Raw genomic sequence first — 18,827 nt, forward strand, 5'->3', positions numbered from 1 at the left:
ACCATGTCGATCGACGTCAACAACGAGTCCGGAACCGAGGTCGACGAGCAGGCGATCCTCGACATCGCCCGCTACGCGCTCGCACGGATGCGCATCCACCCGCTCTCCGAACTGTCGGTGATCGTCGTGGACGCCGACGCCATGGAGCAGCTGCACATCCAGTGGATGGACCTGCCGGGGCCGACGGATGTCATGTCCTTCCCGATGGACGAGCTGCGTCCGCCGGGCAAGGACGACGAGGAGCCCCCGCAGGGCCTCCTCGGTGACATCGTGCTGTGCCCCGAGGTCGCCGCCCGGCAGGGCGCCGAGGCGGAGACGAAGCACTCCATGGACGAGGAGCTGCAGCTGCTCACCGTCCACGGGGTGCTGCACCTGCTGGGCTACGACCACGAGGAGCCGGACGAGAAGGCCGAGATGTTCGGCCTCCAGGCGGCGATCGTGGACGGCTGGCGTGCCGAGCGGGGCCTGGAGGGTCCCTCTCCGGCGCCGACCGTCTCGTAACCGCCGATGAGTCCGCAGATCGTCCTCGGCGCCGTCGCCCTGGTCGTCGTCGCCTGGCTCGCCGCCTGCGCGGAGGCGGGCCTCGCGCGCGTCTCCAGCTTCCGCGCCGACGAGGCCGTGAAGTCGGGCCGCCGGGGCGGCGCCAAGCTCGCCCAGGTCGCCGCCGACCCGACCCGCTATCTGAACGTGGCCCTGCTGGTCCGCGTCGCCTGCGAGATGGCGGCGGCGGCCCTGGTCACCTATGTCTGCCTGGACGCGTTCTCCGGGACCGGCGAGGCGCTGGTGGTCGCGATCGCCGTCATGGTCCTGGTCTCCTACGTCGCCGTCGGGGTCTCCCCGCGCACCATCGGCCGGCAGCATCCGCTGAACACGGCCACCGTGGCGGCGTACGTCCTGGTCCCGCTCGCCCGGATCATGGGCCCGATCCCCTCGCTGCTGATCCTCATCGGCAACGCGCTCACGCCGGGCAAGGGCTTCCGGCGCGGCCCGTTCGCCTCGGAGGCGGAGCTGCGGGCGCTGGTCGACCTGGCCGAGCAGGAGTCCCTGATCGAGGACGACGAGCGCCGCATGGTGCACTCCGTCTTCGAGCTGGGGGACACGCTGGTGCGGGAGGTGATGGTGCCGCGCACCGACCTCGTCGTCATCGAGCGGTACAAGACCATCCGCCAGGCCCTCACGCTGGCGCTGCGCTCCGGTTTCTCGCGCATCCCGGTCACCGGGGAGAGCGAGGACGACGTCGTCGGCATCGTCTATCTGAAGGACCTGGTCCGCCGCACCCACATCACCCGGGAGGCGGAGAACGAGCTGGTGTCCACGGCGATGCGCCCGGCGGTGTTCGTACCGGACACCAAGAACGCCGGTGATCTGCTGCGCGAGATGCAGAAGGAGCGCAACCACGTCGCGGTCGTCATCGACGAGTACGGCGGCACGGCCGGGATCGTCACCATCGAGGACATCCTGGAGGAGATCGTCGGCGAGATCACCGACGAGTACGACCGGGAGCTGCCTCCGGTGGAGGACCTCGGCGAGGGCCGCCACCGGGTCACCGCCCGCCTCGACATCACCGATCTGGGCGAGCTGTACGGCCTGGAGGAGTACGACGACGAGGACGTGGAGACGGTCGGCGGGCTGCTCGCCAAGGCGCTGGGCCGGGTTCCCATCGCGGGCGCCTCGGCGCCGGTCGAGCTGCCCGACGGGCGGACGCTGCGGCTGACCGCGGAGTCCGCGGCGGGCCGCCGGAACAAGATCGTGACGGTGCTGGTGGAGCCGGTGGACGGGCCCGGGGACGGAGCGGAGAGCGGATGACGCCCCAGGAGCTGCGCGCCCTGTGCCTGTCCTTCAACGCCACCGTCGAGGACTTCCCCTTCAACCCGGAGACCTCGGTCTTCAAGGTGCGGGGCAAGCTCTTCGCGCTGACGGCGCTGGACGCGCGGCCCCTGACCGTCAACCTCAAGTGCGACCCCGAGGACGCGGTGCGGCTGCGCGGCGAGCATCCGGGGCTGGTCGTCCCGGGCTGGCACATGAACAAGCGGCACTGGAACACGGTCACGGCCGACGGACGGCTCCCGGACCGGCTGGTCCGGGAGCTGGTCGAGGACTCCTACGACCTGGTGGTGGCCGGTCTGCCGCGTGCCGAGCGGCTCCGCCTCGACCGGCCCTGAGGCCCCTGAGGCCCCTCAGGGGCGGGCTCCCCGGCCGGTACGCAGGCCGAGTCCCACCAGCAGCGCCGCCGCCAGCACGATCAGCGCGTCCAGGGCGAGCACGGTGTGCACCCCGGCCAGCAGGTCGTCGGAGGTGGTGGCGAGCACGCCCAGCAGCGGGATGCCGACGGTGATGCCCACCTGCTGGGTGGAGGTGACCAGGCCGGTGGCCAGGCCCTGCTCCTCGTCGGGCACGCCCGAGGTGACGGTCAGACCGTAGGAGACGATCGCGCCCAGGTGGAACATGCTGGCCAGGGCGACGGCGGCGGTGGCCAGCCACACCGACCAGGAGCCGGTGCCCAGCCCGAGCAGCGCGGCGATCAGCGCGCCCTGCCCGGCCAGCGAGCCGGCCAGCGTACGGCGGGCGCCGAAGCGGCCGATGACCTTCGCCGCGTACGAGCCGGCGACGACCGACAGCACGCCCTGCACCCCGAAGACGAGGCCGGTCTCGAAGGCGGACAGGCGCAGGGTCTCCTGGAGGTAGAGGGTCAGGACGAAGACGACCGTCGACATCATCGAGAAGGTGACCAGACCGCCCAGGTTGCCGAAGGCCACCGTGCGGCGGCGCAGCATGGGCAGCGAGACCAGCGGGGCGGCGGAGCGGGACTCCACGGCCGCGAACGCGGCCAGCAGGGCGAGTCCGGCGAGCAGCGCGGCGATCACGTCGGCGCGGCCGAAGCCGTGGTCGGCGGCGGTCGACAGGGCGTAGATCAGCGAGAGCAGACCGGTGGTGACGGTGACCGCGCCGGGCACGTCGAGGCGGGGGCGGTGGGGGGTACGGGACTCGGGGAGCAGGCCGGGGGCCAGGGGCAGCACGATCAGCGCGAAGACGGTGAGCAGCGCCATCGTGGAGCGCCAGCCGAGGGCGTCGGTGAGGACGCCGCCGGCGACCATGCCGACGGTGAAGCCCAGCGAGAGCAGGGTGCCGGAGATGCCGAGGGCGCGGTCGCGGGCCGGGCCCTCCGGGAAGGTGGTGGTCAGCAGGGACATGCCGGTGGGCACGATGGCCGCGGCGCCCAGGCCCTGGAGCACCCGTCCGGCCAGGAAGGACGCCGGGTCCCAGGCGAGGGTGGCCAGCAGGGAGGCCGCGCCGAACAGGGCGAGCCCGGCGAGGAACAGCCTGCGGCGGCCGAACAGGTCGCCGACCCGGCCGAACAGCAGCAGGAAGCCGCCGGAGGGCAGGGCGAACGCGGTGACGGCCCACTGGAGCGCGGAGCGGCTCATGCCGAGGTCGGTGCCGAGTTCCGGCAGGGCCACGTTCAGGACGGAGAAGTCCAGGGCGACCATGAACTGGGCCGCGCACAGGACGAACAGGACGAGCTTGTCGCGCGTCGACAGCCGGGAGGCCGCCGATGCCGAGGAGGTGGGCTGGGGGTCGGGGACGGTTGTCGGGGTGGCCGGGGTGGCCGTCGCGGTGGCCGGGGTGGCCGTCGGGGTGGTGTCGATCGCCATGGCACAGAGCTTCTTGCGGCCGGAACAGATGTGGGGAGTCGGAACTTATGGTGGTGGTGGCACCACCAGACAGCGCGAGGGGGATCCGTACGTGCCGGAGACGGACGTGTCGAAGAGTCAGCGGCGGCATGAGCTGCGCGAGTTCCTGATGAGCAGGCGGGCCCGGGTGTCCCCGGCCGAGGCGGGGCTGCCGGACGGCCGGGCGCGCCGGCGTACGCCCGGACTGCGGCGGGAGGAGGTCGCCGTGCTCGCCGGGGTGGGCGCCTCCTGGTACCAGTGGCTGGAACAGGGCCGGGACATCTCCGTCTCCGCGCAGGTCCTGGACGCGGTGGCGCGGGTGCTGCGGCTCGGCGGCACCGAGCGGCGCCATCTGTACGTGCTCGCCGGGCTGAACCCGCCCGCGCCCGAGGTGGCGCCGGACAAGCGGGACATGTGCGAGGGGGCTGCGGCGGCTGATCGACACCTGGATGCCGTATCCGGCGCACATCATGGACCTCTACTACAACTGCGTGATGTACAACGACGCCGCCGCGGTGGTGCTGGGCATGCGCCCGGACATCACGCAGAACTGCCTCGTCGACTTCTTCACCGACCCGCTGTACCGCGCCCGCTCGCACAGCTGGGAGCGCAACGCCCGTACCGTCGTCGCGCAGTTCCGGGCCGCGTGCGCCGCCCGGCCCGGCGACGAGGGGTACCAGGCGGTGCTGGAGCGGGTCTCGCGGGCCAGCGCGGAGTTCACGGCGCTGTGGGAGGAGTGGGACGTCGAGGAGCCGGGGCAGGTGCGCAAGGAGCTGGAACATCCGCTGGTGGGGCTGCTGTGCGTGGAGTCCACGGCGATGAAGGTGCCGGCCCGGCCGGATCTCACGGTGGTGCTGCACACGCCGCTGGACGAGGCGAACACCGCGGCGAAGCTGGAGTGGCTGGCCTCGCCGGAGGGGCGGCGCGGGGCGATGTATCCGGTGGCGGGGTGAGGTTCCGCCGCGGAGCGGGGGCCGGGTGTGGGTCGGCGGGGGCCGGGTGTGGCGGGGGCCGGGGTGCACGGGAGGGCCGTCGGGAGGGCTGTCGGTGGGGCTCCGTATGCTCGGGGCCATGAGCGAGAGCACCGACAGCAGCGCGCTGGACGCCGAGGACCGCAAGATCGTCACCCTGGCCCGTTCGGTACGGGCCCGCAACGGCGTGCCGGAGGGCGCGGCGGTACGGGACGAGACGGGCCGCACCTACGCCGCCGGGTCGGTGCGGCTGGCCTCGCTGGAGCTGAGCGCGCTGCGCACCGCGGTGGCGATGGCGGTGGCGTCCGGGGCGACCTCGCTGGAGGCGGCGGCCGTGGTCAGCGCCGCTCAGGGGCTGCCGCCGGAGGACCTGGCGGCCGTGGCCGACCTGGGCGGGGCGGGTACGCCGGTGCTGCTGGCCGGGCCGGACGGCGCCGTGCGGGTGACGCTGACGGCGGACACGGCGGACACGGCGGAGACGGCGGAGTAGCGGCGCGGGCGGCTGGGCGGCTGGGCGGCTGGGCGCGTCCGGGGTGGTGGGGCGTCTTCCGGGGGCGGTGGGGCGCCGGTCGCGGTGCCCTGTTCGGCGGGGGGTCGTGGATCAGGGACAATGGGCGCCATGAGCGTTCGTACCCAGTCATCCGAGCAGTCCGCCGAGGCTGCCCACCGGGCCGGCTTCGCCTGTTTCGTGGGCCGCCCCAACGCGGGCAAGTCCACCCTCACGAACGCTCTGGTCGGGCAGAAGGTGGCGATCACCTCCAACCGGCCGCAGACCACCCGGCACACCGTGCGCGGCATCGTCCACCGGCCGGACGCGCAGCTGATCCTCGTGGACACGCCGGGGCTGCACAAGCCGCGGACGCTGCTGGGCGAGCGGCTGAACGACGTGGTGCGGACCACGTGGGCCGAGGTGGACGTGATCGGCTTCTGCCTGCCCGCCGACCAGAAGATCGGGCCCGGTGACCGGTTCATCGCCAAGGAGCTGGCGGGGATCAGGAAGACGCCGAAGGTCGCGATCGTCACGAAGACCGACCTCGTGGACGGCAAGGCGCTCGCCGAGCAGCTCATCGCGATCGACCAGCTGGGCAAGGAGCTGGGGATCGAGTGGGCGGAGATCGTACCGGTGTCTGCGACGGCCGGCCGGCAGGTGGATCTGCTCGCCGATCTGCTGATCCCGCTGCTGCCGGAGGGGCCCGCGCTGTATCCCGAGGGGGATCTGACCGACGAGCCCGAGCAGGTGATGGTGGCCGAGCTGATCCGCGAGGCGGCGCTGGAGGGGGTGCGGGACGAGTTGCCGCACTCCATCGCCGTGGTCGTCGAGGAGATGCTGCCGCGGGAGGACCGGCCGGAGGACAAGCCGCTGCTCGACATCCACGCGAACGTCTTCATCGAGCGGCCCAGCCAGAAGGGGATCATCATCGGGCCGAAGGGGAAGCGGTTGAAGGAGGTCGGGATCAAGTCGCGCAAGCAGATCGAGGCGTTGCTCGGTACGCCGGTGTTCCTCGACCTTCATGTGAAGGTCGCGAAGGACTGGCAGCGGGATCCCAAGCAGTTGCGTCGGCTCGGTTTCTGAGGGTTCCTCGGCCCACCCGCCCACCCGACTCGGTGGGTGAAAAGGCCCCGCCACGGGGCTCCGCCCCGAACCCCGGCGGGGGCTCCGCCCCCAGCACCCCCGGACTCGCCCACCCACCCGCCCGACTCGGTGGGTGGAAAGGCCGCGCCACGGGGCCCCGCCACGGCCCCCGCGGGACTCCGCCCCCCTGCGCCCCCGAACTCGCCCACCCGGCGCCCGACTCGGTAGGTAGGACGGTCCCGTCACGGGGCTCCGCCCCTGGCCCCCGCGGGGGCTCCGCCCCCCGCGCCCCCCGAGCCCACCTGACGCGGTGGGCGAGAAGACTCCGCCACGGGGCTTCGCCCCGGACCCCGGCGGGGGCTCCGCCCCCTGCACCCCTGAACTCGCCCACCCGGCACCCGACCGGTGAGCCAGGAAGCCCCTTACGGAGCTCCGCCCCGGCCCCCTTCAGGGGCTCCGCCCCCCGCACCCCTGAACTCGCCCACCTGGCACCCGACCGGTGGGCCAGGAGGCCCCTTACGGAGCTCCATCCCGAACCCCCTCAGGGGCACCGCCCCCTGCACCCCTGAACTCGCCCACCCGACCGCCCGACCCGGTGGGCCGGGAAGTCTCCCACGGGGCTCCGGCTTCCTCCACCCCGGCGCTCGATCGTCCTCGGTCGGCCGGGAGGTCGCGTCGCGCGGCTCGCCCCCGGCCCCTCGCCCCCGACGCTCGCCCGGGGTCCCGGCCCGGCCGCGTCTTCCCACGGACCCCGGTTTCCCTCACGACCGACGGGCCGAGCGCCGTGCGCTCGGCCCGTCGGTCGGGGTGGGGGTCAGCGCAGGGCGCGCAGGGCCTGCTGGGCTCCCTTCGCGTGGAGGTTGACGAAGACGGGGGCCGTGCCCAGGGGGGTGCTGTAGGAGGTGAGGGTGCGGTTGCCGGGGATCGTCCTGTGGTGGGCGACGTCGTACCAGGTGCCCGGGGGGAGGTGGACGGAACGGGTGGGGGCGTCGGTGAGCTGGGGGGCGGCGAGGACGGCCGGGCCCAGCATCCACTCGTCGGTGGCCGTGTAGGCGGCCCGGTCCTTCGGGAAGTCGAAGAAGAGGGGGCGCATGATCGGGTCGCCGGTGCGCAGCGTGGCCTGGACCTGGTCCCAGATGTAGGGGGCCAGGCGGGCGTGGCGGGCGAGGGCGGCGCGGTAGAGGTCGATGGTCTCCTGGTCGTAGACGACCTTCTGGCCGGTGGTGGGGTCGTTCGTCTCGACGGGGGACGTGGAGGCGTACATCAGGGGCATCAGGGACGCCGACTGGGCCCAGCGGACCAGGACCTGCTTGGTGGGGGCCGGCTGGCCCAGCGAGCCGCCGATCATGTCGGTGGTGACGAAGGGGTAGCCGATGGTGGAGATGGCGAGGTTCTGGGAGACGGAGGCCCGCAGGGAGTTCCAGCCGGTGCCCTTGTCCTCCTGGCGGGTGACGAATCCGGCCCGGTGGGCGGTGGTGTCCCAGTGGACGCGGATGCCGACGCCCTGGAGGTCGTACTCGTCGGCGAGCTGTGCGCCGAGGCGCTGGTAGTCGGTGGGCTTGTAGCCCTCGTGCGGGGCGCACTTCTCGTCGATGAAGCGGGTGTCGAACTTCAGGCCGTCGACGCCGTAGGCGCTCATGAGAGACTTCAGGCGGCCCTCGTACCAGGCCTTGGCGTCCGGGTTGGCGAGGTCGACGATGCCGGCCGTGCCGTTCCACCAGGTGACCGTGCAGGGCTTGGTGGTGTCGGTGGCCGACTTCAGCAGGTAGCCGTGGTCGGCGGCATAGCCGTACTGGTCGGAGTCGAGGTTGATCCAGAGGGTGACCCAGAGGCCGAAGTCGAAGCCGAGGTCGTGGATCTTCTTCGACATGGCGGCGGGGTCCGGGTACGCCTTCGGGTCGAAGGTCATGTTCCCGTAGTCGGACTCCCACTTGTCATCGAGCTGGAGGGTGTGGCCGCCGATGCCGTTGTCGTGCAGTTCCTGGGCGTAGTCGAGCAGTTTGGCCTGGTCGACGTCGGTGTAGAACTGCGCCCAGGAGTTCCAGACGGGCTCGGCGTACTGCCGGTAGGTGGCATCGCTCTTGGCGGGCTTGCCGACGATGCCGATGTAGTCGCGGTAGACGTCAAGGGGCGTCGACTCGACGAAGACGGTCGCCCTGTACGGTTCGGCGGACTCGATGTCGAAGCGGCCGAGGCCGTCCCCGCCCTGGTTGAGGGCGACGTCCATGACGTGCCCGGTGTCCACGCGCAGCCCGGTGGAGCGCGAGGTGTACCAGAACGGGTCGACCATGTAGTACGAGGCCGGGCCGAAGTTGGTGTGTGCGACCTGTCCGGTGTCCAGCGGCCAGGGCTGGTCGGTGCCGGGACCGCCGGAGGTGGTCTGGGCCTCGCCGTGGCCGTACCAGTGGCCGGCGGAGGAGAGGGCGTAGGCGAGGCCGAGGCGGTCGGGGACGGCCTGCCCGGTGACCTGCCAGTCGAGCTGGTAGCGGTCGGCGGCGGGCGTGATGCGGGCCTGGACGCTGGTGCCGGGCGCGGTGGTGGCCGCGGTGAGCGTGAGGGTGCCGTGGCGCCAGGTCCAGTCGGTGACGCGGGTGGCGTGCTGCCAGGTTCCGTCGGCGCGGAAGCGCAGGGCGCCCGTGCCGGCCGGGGCGGTGGCCAGGACGGTGGCACCGGACCGGCTGGTGGTGAGGGCGAGTTGGGCGGTCGTCACCGTCAGGCGGTAGCCGGGCGCGGTGCGGCCGCGCGGGACGGTGAGGGTCAGCTCGGCCGGGGACGAGGTGAGGCGGGGAGCGGGGGCGGCGGGGGTCGCCTGGGCGGCCTGGGCCTGGTCCTGCGCGGTGAGTCCCACGGGGAGGGCGAGGGCCAGGGCGAGGGCGGCGAGGAGCACTCGGGGGCTGCGTGATGGTCTGCGCACGACGCATGTCCTTCGACGGAGCGGTCAGGAGGGAGCCATGGGTCTGGAAGTGCGGGCCCGTGCAAAACCGTGCTGCGTGCAAAATCGTGCTTGATCCCGCCGATAATTGAGCAGCAAACGTCATCTGTCAATGGCGTACCCGGGCCCGGGAGTTGCGGCGCACGCGGGCGCGACGGGTCACGCGGAGCGGCCGAAACCGATGGTGGGCACCGCCCGGCGGCGGGGCCAGGGCTCCGCGCACGCCTCGGGCAGCAGCCGGTCCAGGAAGGCGTACCGGCGCAGCGCGGCCGGGTCCTGGCCCGGTACCGACTGGACCCGGCGCCACCAGGCCGCGATCTCGGACCAGCCCGGCGCCGACAGCGAACCGCCGAACTCCTGTACCGACAGCGCGGCGGTGAGCCCGGCGAAGGCGAGCCGGTCGGCCAGAGGCCAGCCGGCCAGACTGCCGGTGACGAATCCGGCCACGAAGACATCGCCCGCGCCGGTCGGGTCGAGCGCCTCGACCGCGATGGCGGGCACCTCGGCGCTCTCCCCCGTGCGCCGGTCCACGGCGTAGGCGCCCTCCGCGCCGAGGGTGACCACCGCGACCGGCACGAACGCGGTGAGCGCGTGCGCCGCGGCGCGCGGGCAGTCGGTGCGGGTGTAGCGCATCGCCTCCTCGGCGTTGGGCAGGAACGCCTCGCAGTGCTCCAGGTCGGCGAGGCCGGCCAGGTCCCAGGCGCCGGTGTCGTCCCAGCCGACGTCCCCGAAGACCCGGGTCCCCTGCCGGGCGGCCTCGGCGATCCACGGCTCGCGCCTGCCGGGCGTCAGGGAGGCGACGGCGGCACGCGCGGACGGCAGGCACAGGGGTGTGCCGTCCTGGAGGTCCGGGAGGAGGACCTCCTCCGGGGGCGGCTCGTGGCCGTGGGAGACCATGGTGCGCTCGCCCTCGTACGCCATGGAGACGGTGACCGGCGAGTGCCAGCCGGGGGCGGTGCGCGAGGGGGTGAGGTCGATGCCCTCGCCCTGTTCCAGCGCGTCCCAGCAGTACTCCCCGTAGTGGTCGTCGCCGAAGGCCGCCGCGAGCGAGGTGCGCAGGCCGAGGCGGGCCAGGGCGGTCGCCATGTTGGCCACGCCGCCGGGGCTCGAACCCATGCCGCGCGCCCAGGACTCGGTGCCGCGCACCGGGGCGGAGTCGAGGCCGGTGAAGATGATGTCGAGGAAGACGGTCCCGGTGAGGTAGACGTCGCAGGGCGGGTCGTCCGTGGTGCGCAGCCCGGCCAGCGGGTCGAGCTGCGGGGCGCCGGGGGCGTGCGGCGCCCCGACGACGTACTCCCGGTCCTGCGGATACTCGCGGGACTCGGGCGTCTCGCGGCGCGGCGGGACCCGCCGGGCGTCCGGGTGCTCCCGGCCGGCCGGCCGCTCGTCCCGGTACGCGTGCGCTCCCGGGTGTTCCGGGTGTTCCGGCTGCTCCGGTCCTTCTCCGGCGGGCGTGTTGGACGCGGTCACGGTGCGCTCCCCTGGCATGGTGCGGATCCAGCCAGTGTGCACCACCGCGCGCACCCGGCGGGGGTGTCACGCCGGGTGGGGCGATACCTCGGTAAGTACGGGGGTGTGCTCGTCGGGGACGGGACGCGGTGGCCGCCGGCGCACCGGGCGCGCGGGTGCGGCGGGTCCGTCGCCGTCGCGGTACGGGCGGGCCCGCGGGCCTGTCACCAGCGCGGTACGGGCGGGGCGGTCCACCGGGGGTCGGCGGCGCGCAGGGCCGCCGTGTCGTCGCGGTCGCGCAGTGCACCGTCGTCGTCGAGCCAGCGCCGGTGCAGGAACGCCAGCCGGTCGCGGTCGAGTTCGACGCCGAGGCCGGGACCGTCCGGCACGGTGACGCAGCCGTCGGTGAAGGCGAGCCGTTCGGTGAGGACGTCCTCGGACTGCCAGGGGTAGTGGGAGTCGCAGGCGTGGTGGAGGCCGGGGAGGGTCGCGGCGACGTGGGTCATGGCGGCGAGGCTGATGCCGAGGTGGGTGTTGGAGTGCATGGACACGCCGACGCCGAAGGTGCGGCAGAGCGCGGCGAGTTGGCGGGTGTTGCGCAGTCCGCCCCAGTAGTGGTGGTCGCACAGGACGACCTGCACGGCGCCGCGGGTGAACGCCTCGGGTATCTCCGCGAACGTGGTCACGCACATGTTGGTGGCCAGCGGCACCCCGGTGCGGGCGGCGACCTCGGCCATGGCGGGGGTGCCGAGCGCGGGGTCCTCCAGGTACTCCAGGACACCGGCGAGCTGACCGGCCACCTCCAGCGAGGTGGCGACGGACCAGGCGCCGTTGGGGTCGAGGCGCAGCGGGTGCCCGGGGAACGCCTCGGCCAGGGCCCGTATCGCGGCGACCTCCTCCTCGGGCGGGAACACTCCGCCCTTGAGCTTGAAGGAGGTGAAGCCGTACCGCTCCTTGAACCGCCGGGCCTGCGCGACGACTCCGGCCGGGTCGAGGGCGGCGCCCCAGTCGTCGGGTTCGGCGGGGACGCCCGCCGGGTGCCGGGCCCATTTGTAGAAGAGGTAGGCGCTGTACTCGACGCGGTCGCGCAGCTTGCCGCCGAGCAGTTCGTGCACCGGCAGGCCGAGGGTCCTGCCGAGCGCGTCCAGGCAGGCGACCTCGAAGGCGGAGACGACGGACAGGCGCAGCTTGTCGGCGGTCTGGGCGCCGCGCAGCCCGCCGACGTCCACGGCGTCCTCCACCCGGGAGGCGTCCACGGCGACCTCGTCCGCGAGCGCGAACAGCGCGTTCAGATCACTGACCCGGCGCCCTTCGAGCCGCGCGGCGAACGGCGCGGCCAGCTCCAGGTACTTGGTGTCGCCGTAGGTCTCCCCGACCCCCGTGACGCCCCCTGCCGTCTCCACCTCGACGATCAGCCGGGGCGTGTACGGCTGGTGCACACCCTGCGTGTTCAGCAGCGGCGGATCGGCGACCAGGATCGGCGTCAGCCGCACCCCGGCGATCGTGAGCCCGGCCCCGAGATCGGACACCTTGTTCCCCACCTTGCCTCCCACCCGCCCGCCCGGCCGGCCGGCCGCCCGCCTCAACGCTGTCCATGTATGAGAATGGAGACTAGGTAGGCGAACAGGCCCCGTCAATGGATCCACACCGGGGCCCGCTCCCGGAGGGGGTAAGGGGCGGGGCCGGCGGGGCCCCTGCACGGTGACCGGGACGGGGGGCGAAGTCCTGTGGCGGAACCTCCCGGCCCACCGCGTCGGGCGGGCCCCAGGGGGCGGGGGGCAAAGCCCCCGCCGGGGTCCGGGGCAGGGCCCCGTGATGGGCCCCTCTCACCCACCGAGCCGGGCGGCCGGGTGGGCAAGCCCGGGGCGCAGGGGGCGGAGCCCCCGCCGGGGGCCGGGGCGGAGCCCCGTGGCGGGGCCTCACGACCCACCGCGTCGGGCGGGCAGGTGGGCAGGCCCTGGGGCGCAGGGGGCGGAGCCTCGCCGGGGACCGGGGCGGAGCCCCGCGACGGAACCCCACGACCCACCGCATCGGGCGAGCAGGTGGGCAAGCCCCAGGGCGCAGGGAGCGGAGCCCCGCCAGGGACCGGGGCGGAGCCCCGCGACGGAACCCCACGACCCACCGCATCGGACGGACAGGTGGGCAAGCCCCAGGGCGCAGGGAGCGGAGCCCCGCCAGGGACCGGGGCGGAGCCCCGTGACGGAACCCCACGACCCACCGCATCGGACGGGCGGGCGGACAAGCCCCAGGGCGCAGGGGGCGGAGCCTCGCCGGGGGTGGGGCAGGGCCCCATGACGGAACCCCACGACCCACCGCATCGGACGGGCGGGCGGATAAGCCCGGGGGCGCAGGGGGCGGAGCCCCCGCCGGGGGCCGGGGCGGAGCCCCGTGGCGGGGCCTCACGGCCCACCGAGTCGGGTGGGCGGGTGGGCGAGAAGGCAGGGCGACGCGTCAGGCGTCCCCGGAAAACTCGTACGCCTCCACCTCCGCCAGACACCGCCGCCTGCGCTCCTCGTCGTCCTCCAGGAAGGAGGCGAGGAAGGAGTTGCGGGCCAGCTCGCGCAGCCGTTCCTCGGACAGGCCGAGGACGCGGTGGACGGCGTCGAAGGTGTCGCCCGCGTACCCGCCGAAGTAGGCCGGGTCGTCGGAGTTGACCGTGCACAGCAGCCCCGCCTCCAGCATGGCGGGCAGCGGATGATCGGCGAGGGTGTCGACGGCGCGCAGCCGGACGTTGGACAGCGGGCACAGGGTCAGCGGTATCCGCTCGCGGACCAGCCGGCCGACCAGCGCGGGGTCCTCCACGCAGCGCAGCCCGTGGTCGACGCGCTCGACGCCGAGCACGTCCAGCGCCTCGGTGATGTACTGCGGCGGCCCCTCCTCCCCCGCGTGCGCCACCCGCCGCAGACCGAGCGCGGCGGCCCGCTCGAACACCTCGCGGAACTTCGCCGGCGGGTGCCCGACCTCGGCCGAGTCGAGCCCGATGCCGGTGATCCGGTCCAGGTACGGCCGGGCGGCCTCCAGGGTCTCCAGCGCGGACGCGGCGGACTCGTCGCGCAGGAAGCACAGGATCAGCCGGGTCGAGACGCCGTGCCGCTCCTCGCTGCGGCCCAGCGCCCGCCACAGCCCCTCGACGACCGTGCCCATGCCGATGCCGCGCGCCGCGTGCGCCTGCGGGTCGAAGAAGATCTCCGCGTGCCGTACGCCCTGCGCGGCGGCCCGCGCGAGATAGGCGTCGGCGAGGTCGGCGAAGTCCTGCTCGGTGCGCAGGACGGCCATCAGCTCGTAGTACAGGTTCAGGAAGGTCTGGAGGTCCTGGAAGCGGTACGCCTCGCGCAGGGCCTCGGTGTCCGCGTAGGGCAGCGTCACACCGTTGCGCGCGGCCAGCTCGAAGGCCAGCTCAGGCTCCAGGGTGCCTTCGATATGGAGGTGCAGTTCAGCTTTGGGCAGGGGCATCAAAGAATCGTACGGCGCCTTCACCGACGTTTCGGAACCGGCACCCGTTGCAGATCATGGGCCACGGTCAGCTCGCCCTCGAAGCCGGCGGCCCGCGCCTGCCGTTCGAACTCGGCGGGCTCGGAGTAGCGCTGGCTGAAGTGGGTGAGGACCAGGTGCCGTACGCCCGCGTCCCGGGCCAGGCGGGCGGCCTGCCCGGCGGTGAGGTGGCCGTGCTCGGTGGCGAGCGTCTCGTCCTCGTCGAGGAAGGTCGACTCGATCACCAGCAGATCGCAGTCCTCGGCCAGCTCCCGTGCCCCCTCGCACAGCCGGGTGTCCATGACGAACGCGAACCGCTGCCCGCGCCGCACCTCGCTCACCGCCTCCAGCGGCACCCCGCGAAGGGAGCCCTCGTGCTGGATCCGGCCCACGTCCGGGCCGGTGATGCCGTGCGCGGCGAGCCGGTCGGGCAGCATACGGCGCCCGTCGGGTTCGACGAGCCGGTAGCCGTAGGACTCCACCGGGTGGGAGAGGCGGCGGGCTTCGAGGGTGTACGCCGGTGTCGTGGCGAGGACGCCGTCGGCGTCCACCGGGGCCTCGGTGAGGGCGACCGTCTCGCGGTAGGCGGTGGCGTGCCGGAGCCGGTCGAAGAAGCGCTTGCCGGAGCGCGGGTAGTGCGCGGTGATCTCGTGCGGGACCCGGTCGAGGTTGATGCGCTGGATCACCCCGGCCAGACCCAGGCTGTGGTCGCCGTGGAAGTGGGTGACGCAGATCCGGTTCAGGTCGTGGGCGGCGGCCCCGGCGCGCAGCATCTGCCGCTGGGTGCCCTCCCCCGGGTCGAACAGGATGCCCTCGCCGTCCCAGCGCAGCAGATAGCCGTTGTGGTTGCGGTGCCGGGTCGGGACCTGGCTGGCGGTGCCGAGGACGACGAGTTCGCGTACGGACATGACCGGTTGCCTAGCCGGGCGGCCACTGGAGGCCGCGGCCGCCGAGGACGTGCGCGTGGGCGTGCCAGACGGTCTGCCCGGCGCCCGCGCCGGTGTTGAAGACGGTGCGGTAGCTCTCCAGCTTCTCCTCGTCGGCGACGGCCCGCGTCTCGCGCAGCACGTCGGCGGCGAGTTCCGGGGCGGCGGCGGCGAGCGCGGCGGCGTCCTTGTAGTGCGCCTTGGGGATCACCAGGACGTGGGTGGGCGCCTGGGGGTTGATGTCGCGGAAGGCGACGGTCGTGTCCGTCTCGCGGACGACGGTCGCGGGGACCTGACCCGCGACGATCTTGCAGAACAGGCAGTCGTCCTGCGCTTCCCCTGCCATACGCGTGCGCTCCTTCGGACCGGTGAGCTGGTACGGGGCATCGTAGTCGGTCGGCCGTGGGGAGCGCGGGCCGGTGCACGGGCCGGTGCGCGGCCCGCCCGCGCTCCCCACGGTGCGGATCAGTCCCCCGCGCTCCCCACGGTGCGGGTCAGTCCCCCGCGCTCTCCGCTGTGCGGGGTCGGTCCCCCTGTCCGGGCAGCGCGGGCGGGGTCTTGGCCGGGGTCGCCTCCAGCGCTTCGAGGGCCAGCCTGATCGCCTCGTCGAGCTGGGGGTCGCGGCCCGCCGCGTGGTCCTGCGGGCGCTGGAGGACCTCCACGTCCGGGTCCACGCCGTGGTTCTCCACGCCCCAGCCGTAACCCTCCAGCCAGAACGCGTACTTGGGCTGGGTGATCAGGGTGCCGTCGACCAGCCGGTAGCGGCTGTCGATGCCGATCACGCCGCCCCAGGTGCGGGTGCCGACGACCGGGCCGATGCCCAGCGCCTTGACGGCCGCGTTGACGATGTCGCCGTCCGAACCGGAGAACTCGTTGGCGACGACGACGACCGGGCCGCGCGGGGCGTCGCGCGGATAACTCTCCGCACGCATTCCGCGCGGCAGGTCCCAGCCGACGATCCGCCGGGCCAGCTTCTCCACCACCAGCTGGGAGGTGTGCCCGCCGCGGTTCTCGCGCACGTCCACCACCAGGCCCTCGCGGGCCACCTCGACGCGCAGGTCGCGGTGGATCTGCGCCCAGCCGGGCGCCTGCATGTCGGGCACGTGCAGATAGCCGAGCCGCCCGCCGGACCGCTCGTGGACGTAGGCCCGGCGGTCGGTCACCCAGGCGTGGTAGCGCAGCGGTTCCTCGTCGGCGAGGGGCACCACGACCGCGTGCCGTACGTCCCCGCCGCCGGCCGGTGAGATCGTCAGCTCGACGGGCTTCCCGGCGGTGCCCACCAGCAGCGGTCCGGGTCCGGCCACCGGGTCCACCGGGCGGCCTGCGACCGCGACGACGGCGTCCCCGGCGCGCACCGCGGCGCCGGGCGCGGCGAGCGGGCTGCGGGCGTGCGGATCGGAGGTCTCCGAGGGCAGGATCCGGTCGACCCGCCAACTCCCGTCCTCGTGCCGGGAGATGTCCGCGCCGAGCAGCCCCTGCCGGGCGCCGTCGCCGAAGGCGCCGTAGGGGGTGACGTAGGCGTGCGAGGTGCCGAGTTCGCCGTGCACCTCCCACAGCAGGTCCACCAGGTCGTCGTGGGTGGCGACGCGGTCCAGGACGGGCCGGTAGCGGTCCAGGACGCCGTCCCAGTCGACGCCGCTCATGTCGGCGCGCCAGAAGTGGTCCCGCATGATGCGGCCGGTCTCCTCGTACATCTGCCGCCACTCGGCGGCCGGGTCGACGTACTGCCGCACCCGGCCGAGGTCGACGGTGATGTTGGAGTCGCTGTCCTCGTCGCCGGAGGCGCGCCGGTCGCTGGGCACGACCCGGAGCTTGCCGTCGGACCACAGCAGGACGCGCTTGCCGTCGCCGCTGACCTCGAAGTGGTCGGCGTCGGCGGCCAGATGCTCCAGGCGCTGCTGGGCGAGGTCGTAGCGTTCCAGCTCGGTCTTGGGGTCGGGGTCGTCCGGGGTGGCGCGGGCGGCGCCGAGCACTCCGGTCACCGGGTGGCGCAGCCAGAGCACGCCGTCGCGGGCGGCGCGCAGGTTGGAGTAGCGGGCGGCCTCGACCGGGAAGGGCACGATCCGGTCGGCGAGCCCTTCGAGGTCGATCCGGGTGGCCGGGGCGCCCTCGCTGTCCGGGGTCTCGTCCTTGTCGGCGGTCTCGAAGGGGCGGCCGTGGCGCTGCGGCCCGAACGGCGACGGGGTGGTCGCGGCCAGCGTGATCAGATGCGGGCGGGAGCTCTCCACGAACGCCAGGTCGAAGACGTGTTCGTCGTAGACGGGGTCGAAGGAGCGGTGCGAGAGGAAGGCGAGGTGCTTGCCGTCCAGGGTGAACGCGGGCGCGTAGTCGTGGAAGCGCAGCGGGGTGGCCTCGGTGACCGACAGGTCGGTGGTGTTGGCCAGGCGGAGCTGGCTGAGCGGGCTCGGGCCGGGGTGCGACCAGGCGAGCCAGGCGGAGTCGGGCGAGAAGGCGAGGCCGGTGACGTCGCCGTTGTCGCTGCGGTCGACCTCGCGGACCTCGCCGCTCTCGCGTTCGACGAGCAGCAGCCGGCCGTCGTGGGCGGCGACGGCGGCCCGGCTGCCGTCGGGGGCCATGGTCAGTTCCAGGACCCGGCCGAGCTGCCCGGCGGCCAGCCGGCGCGCGGTGGCGCCGGGCGCGAGGCCGGTGGCGGGCGCGAACTCCAGGGCGTCCTCGCCCTCGGCGTCGGTGACCCACACCGCCCACTCCTCGCCGTCGGCGCGGAAGGTGCGCGGCAGCCGGTTGCGCACGCCGGGCTCGGCGGCCAGCGCGCGGGCCGGGCCGGAGCGGTGGGTGACCCAGTGGACGGCGCCGCGCACCGAGACGGCGCTGCCGCGCGCGGTGTGGTCGGGGGCGGCGGACCCGAACCAGCGGGCGGCGTTGACCGGGTAGGGCTGGAGGTCGGTGCGCGGGCCGCCGAGCCGGATGTCCAGGCGGCGCGGCTCGGCGTCCTCCAGGTCGTCCAGGAGCCACAGTTCACCGGCGCTCGCGTAGACGACGCGGATGCCGTCGGTGGCGGCGTGCCGGGCGTAGAAGCCTTCGGCGGGGGTGTGGCGGCGCAGGTCGGAGCCGTCGGCGAGGGAGGAGTACAGCGCGCCGGTGCCCTCGTGGTCGGAGAGGAACGCGATCCTGTCGCCCACCCAGAGCGGGTACTCGATGTTGCCGTCCAGGTCCGCGTGCAGCCGGACGAACTCGCCGGTGTCCTCCGGGTCGATCCACAGCTTTCCGGCGCCGCCGCCCCGGTACCGCTTCCACCAGGCCGCCTCGCGGCCCATGGGCGCGGACAGCAGCACGGTGTGCGGCCCGTACGCGACGTCGCCGACCGGGCCGTAGGGCAGGACGGCGGCCTCGGAGCCGTCCAGCGGGACGGCGCGGGCCCAGCTGCGGCGCAGGCTGGCCTGGCCCTGGGTGCTGATCGCGAGGACCTCGCCGCCGGGGGTCCAGCCGCGCACCAGGGTGCGCCAACTGCCCCAGTGGGTCAGGCGGGTGGCGGGGCCGCCGGCGACGGGCGCGGCATGCACCTCGGGGGCGCCGTCGCGGGTGGAGGTCCAGGCGACGGTGGTGCCGTCGGGCGAGATGCGCGGGTGGTTCACCGGCACGTTGTCGGCGCTGACCCGCCAGGCCCGCCCGCCGTCCAGCGGCGCGAGCCACACGTCGTCCTCGGCGGTGAAGGCGACCAACTCCCCGTGCAGGTGCGGAAAGCGGAGATACGCGGACGGTACGGTCGATGCAGACGATGCTGACTGAGTCACCCGGTCACCCTACGCAGCGCCCGCGGTCCCGGACAGGGGGACGGATCACTTCGCCGATCACTTCCCCGGGTCTCCCCGGGTC

The 18,827-nt window shown here is 73.9% G+C and carries 13 protein-coding genes and 1 pseudogene; 6 read left to right on the forward strand and 8 right to left on the reverse strand.

Translation table 11 applies throughout. The features are described 5' to 3' along the window. Window positions 1–3: 3 nt before the first annotated feature. The 3 genes from ybeY to R4Z62_RS10160 are packed head-to-tail and all read left to right on the forward strand — an operon-like array spanning window position 4 to window position 2,162. Complete coding sequence (gene ybeY / locus R4Z62_RS10150) at window positions 4–501, forward strand: rRNA maturation RNase YbeY (protein WP_064533087.1); 498 nt, start codon at window positions 4–6, stop codon at window positions 499–501. A 6-nt stretch (window positions 502–507) separates the two neighbouring features. Then, a complete protein-coding gene (locus tag R4Z62_RS10155) occupies window positions 508–1,806 on the forward strand; it encodes a hemolysin family protein (RefSeq protein WP_355482610.1) in 1,299 nt (432 codons plus the stop codon). Beyond that, window positions 1,803–2,162 (forward strand): MmcQ/YjbR family DNA-binding protein, encoded by a 360-nt coding sequence (locus R4Z62_RS10160; protein WP_064533089.1) that lies wholly within the window; start codon window positions 1,803–1,805, stop codon window positions 2,160–2,162. Before R4Z62_RS10155 ends, R4Z62_RS10160 begins: the two co-directional genes overlap by 4 nt. Window positions 2,163–2,177: 15 nt before the next feature. Here the strand turns inward: R4Z62_RS10160 and R4Z62_RS10165 are convergent, their stop codons facing one another. Then, window positions 2,178–3,653, reverse strand: coding sequence for an MFS transporter (locus tag R4Z62_RS10165; protein ID WP_491519624.1), 1,476 nt, complete (start codon window positions 3,651–3,653; stop codon window positions 2,178–2,180). Window positions 3,654–3,801: 148 nt separating this feature from the next. Here R4Z62_RS10165 and R4Z62_RS10170 point away from each other — a divergent pair. From R4Z62_RS10170 to era, 3 genes and pseudogenes are all read left to right on the forward strand, one after another. Beyond that, window positions 3,802–4,624 (forward strand): annotated as a pseudogene (locus tag R4Z62_RS10170) (helix-turn-helix transcriptional regulator). Window positions 4,625–4,742: 118 nt separating this feature from the next. Beyond that, window positions 4,743–5,132, forward strand: a complete 390-nt coding sequence (locus R4Z62_RS10175) for a cytidine deaminase (protein ID WP_491519625.1) — start codon at window positions 4,743–4,745, stop codon at window positions 5,130–5,132. Window positions 5,133–5,261: 129 nt separating this feature from the next. Then, window positions 5,262–6,215, forward strand: a complete 954-nt coding sequence (era, locus tag R4Z62_RS10180) for a GTPase Era (RefSeq protein ID WP_064533091.1) — start codon at window positions 5,262–5,264, stop codon at window positions 6,213–6,215. A gap of 814 nt (window positions 6,216–7,029) precedes the next feature. On the opposite strand, the gene R4Z62_RS10185 is transcribed toward era, so the two are convergent. The 7 genes from R4Z62_RS10185 to R4Z62_RS10215 all read right to left on the reverse strand — a co-directional run bounded on the left by R4Z62_RS10185 (window position 7,030) and on the right by R4Z62_RS10215 (window position 18,745). After that, entirely contained in the window at window positions 7,030–9,129 is a 2,100-nt protein-coding gene (locus R4Z62_RS10185) for a glycoside hydrolase family 31 protein (protein WP_491519626.1), read from the reverse strand. Window positions 9,130–9,306: 177 nt separating this feature from the next. After that, window positions 9,307–10,392, reverse strand: a complete 1,086-nt coding sequence (locus R4Z62_RS10190; RefSeq protein WP_237305535.1) for a carbohydrate kinase family protein — start codon at window positions 10,390–10,392, stop codon at window positions 9,307–9,309. 428 nt (window positions 10,393–10,820) lie between these two features. Then, on the reverse strand, window positions 10,821–12,125 hold the full coding sequence (locus R4Z62_RS10195; protein ID WP_385490226.1) for a glucarate dehydratase family protein: 1,305 nt from the start codon (window positions 12,123–12,125) through the stop codon (window positions 10,821–10,823). A gap of 922 nt (window positions 12,126–13,047) precedes the next feature. Next, window positions 13,048–14,049: an adenosine deaminase gene (locus R4Z62_RS10200; RefSeq protein ID WP_491519627.1), complete on the reverse strand. Its 1,002-nt coding sequence runs from the start codon at window positions 14,047–14,049 to the stop codon at window positions 13,048–13,050. Between the two features lie 20 nt (window positions 14,050–14,069). Further along, a complete protein-coding gene (locus R4Z62_RS10205) occupies window positions 14,070–14,975 on the reverse strand; it encodes a ribonuclease Z (protein ID WP_355475666.1) in 906 nt (301 codons plus the stop codon). A gap of 10 nt (window positions 14,976–14,985) precedes the next feature. Continuing rightward, window positions 14,986–15,339: a histidine triad nucleotide-binding protein gene (locus tag R4Z62_RS10210; RefSeq protein ID WP_491519628.1), complete on the reverse strand. Its 354-nt coding sequence runs from the start codon at window positions 15,337–15,339 to the stop codon at window positions 14,986–14,988. A 148-nt stretch (window positions 15,340–15,487) separates the two neighbouring features. Beyond that, window positions 15,488–18,745 carry a S41 family peptidase gene (locus tag R4Z62_RS10215; protein WP_491519629.1) on the reverse strand — a complete coding sequence of 1,086 codons (3,258 nt, stop codon included), beginning with the start codon at window positions 18,743–18,745 and terminating at the stop codon, window positions 15,488–15,490. Window positions 18,746–18,827 lie beyond the last annotated feature (82 nt).

The sequence above is a fragment of the Streptomyces sp. PL-25 genome, assembly GCF_058344915.1.

Coding starts and splice junctions, on each gene's coding strand:
- R4Z62_RS10205 (WP_355475666.1), bottom strand. CDS start 14,975: ATGTCCGTACGCGAACTCGTCGTCCTCGGCACCGCCAGCCAGGTCCCG.
- R4Z62_RS10175 (WP_491519625.1), top strand. CDS start 4,743: ATGAGCGAGAGCACCGACAGCAGCGCGCTGGACGCCGAGGACCGCAAG.
- R4Z62_RS10165 (WP_491519624.1), bottom strand. CDS start 3,653: ATGGCGATCGACACCACCCCGACGGCCACCCCGGCCACCGCGACGGCC.
- R4Z62_RS10200 (WP_491519627.1), bottom strand. CDS start 14,049: ATGCCCCTGCCCAAAGCTGAACTGCACCTCCATATCGAAGGCACCCTG.
- R4Z62_RS10210 (WP_491519628.1), bottom strand. CDS start 15,339: ATGGCAGGGGAAGCGCAGGACGACTGCCTGTTCTGCAAGATCGTCGCG.
- era (WP_064533091.1), top strand. CDS start 5,262: ATGAGCGTTCGTACCCAGTCATCCGAGCAGTCCGCCGAGGCTGCCCAC.
- R4Z62_RS10155 (WP_355482610.1), top strand. CDS start 508: ATGAGTCCGCAGATCGTCCTCGGCGCCGTCGCCCTGGTCGTCGTCGCC.
- ybeY (WP_064533087.1), top strand. CDS start 4: ATGTCGATCGACGTCAACAACGAGTCCGGAACCGAGGTCGACGAGCAG.
- R4Z62_RS10160 (WP_064533089.1), top strand. CDS start 1,803: ATGACGCCCCAGGAGCTGCGCGCCCTGTGCCTGTCCTTCAACGCCACC.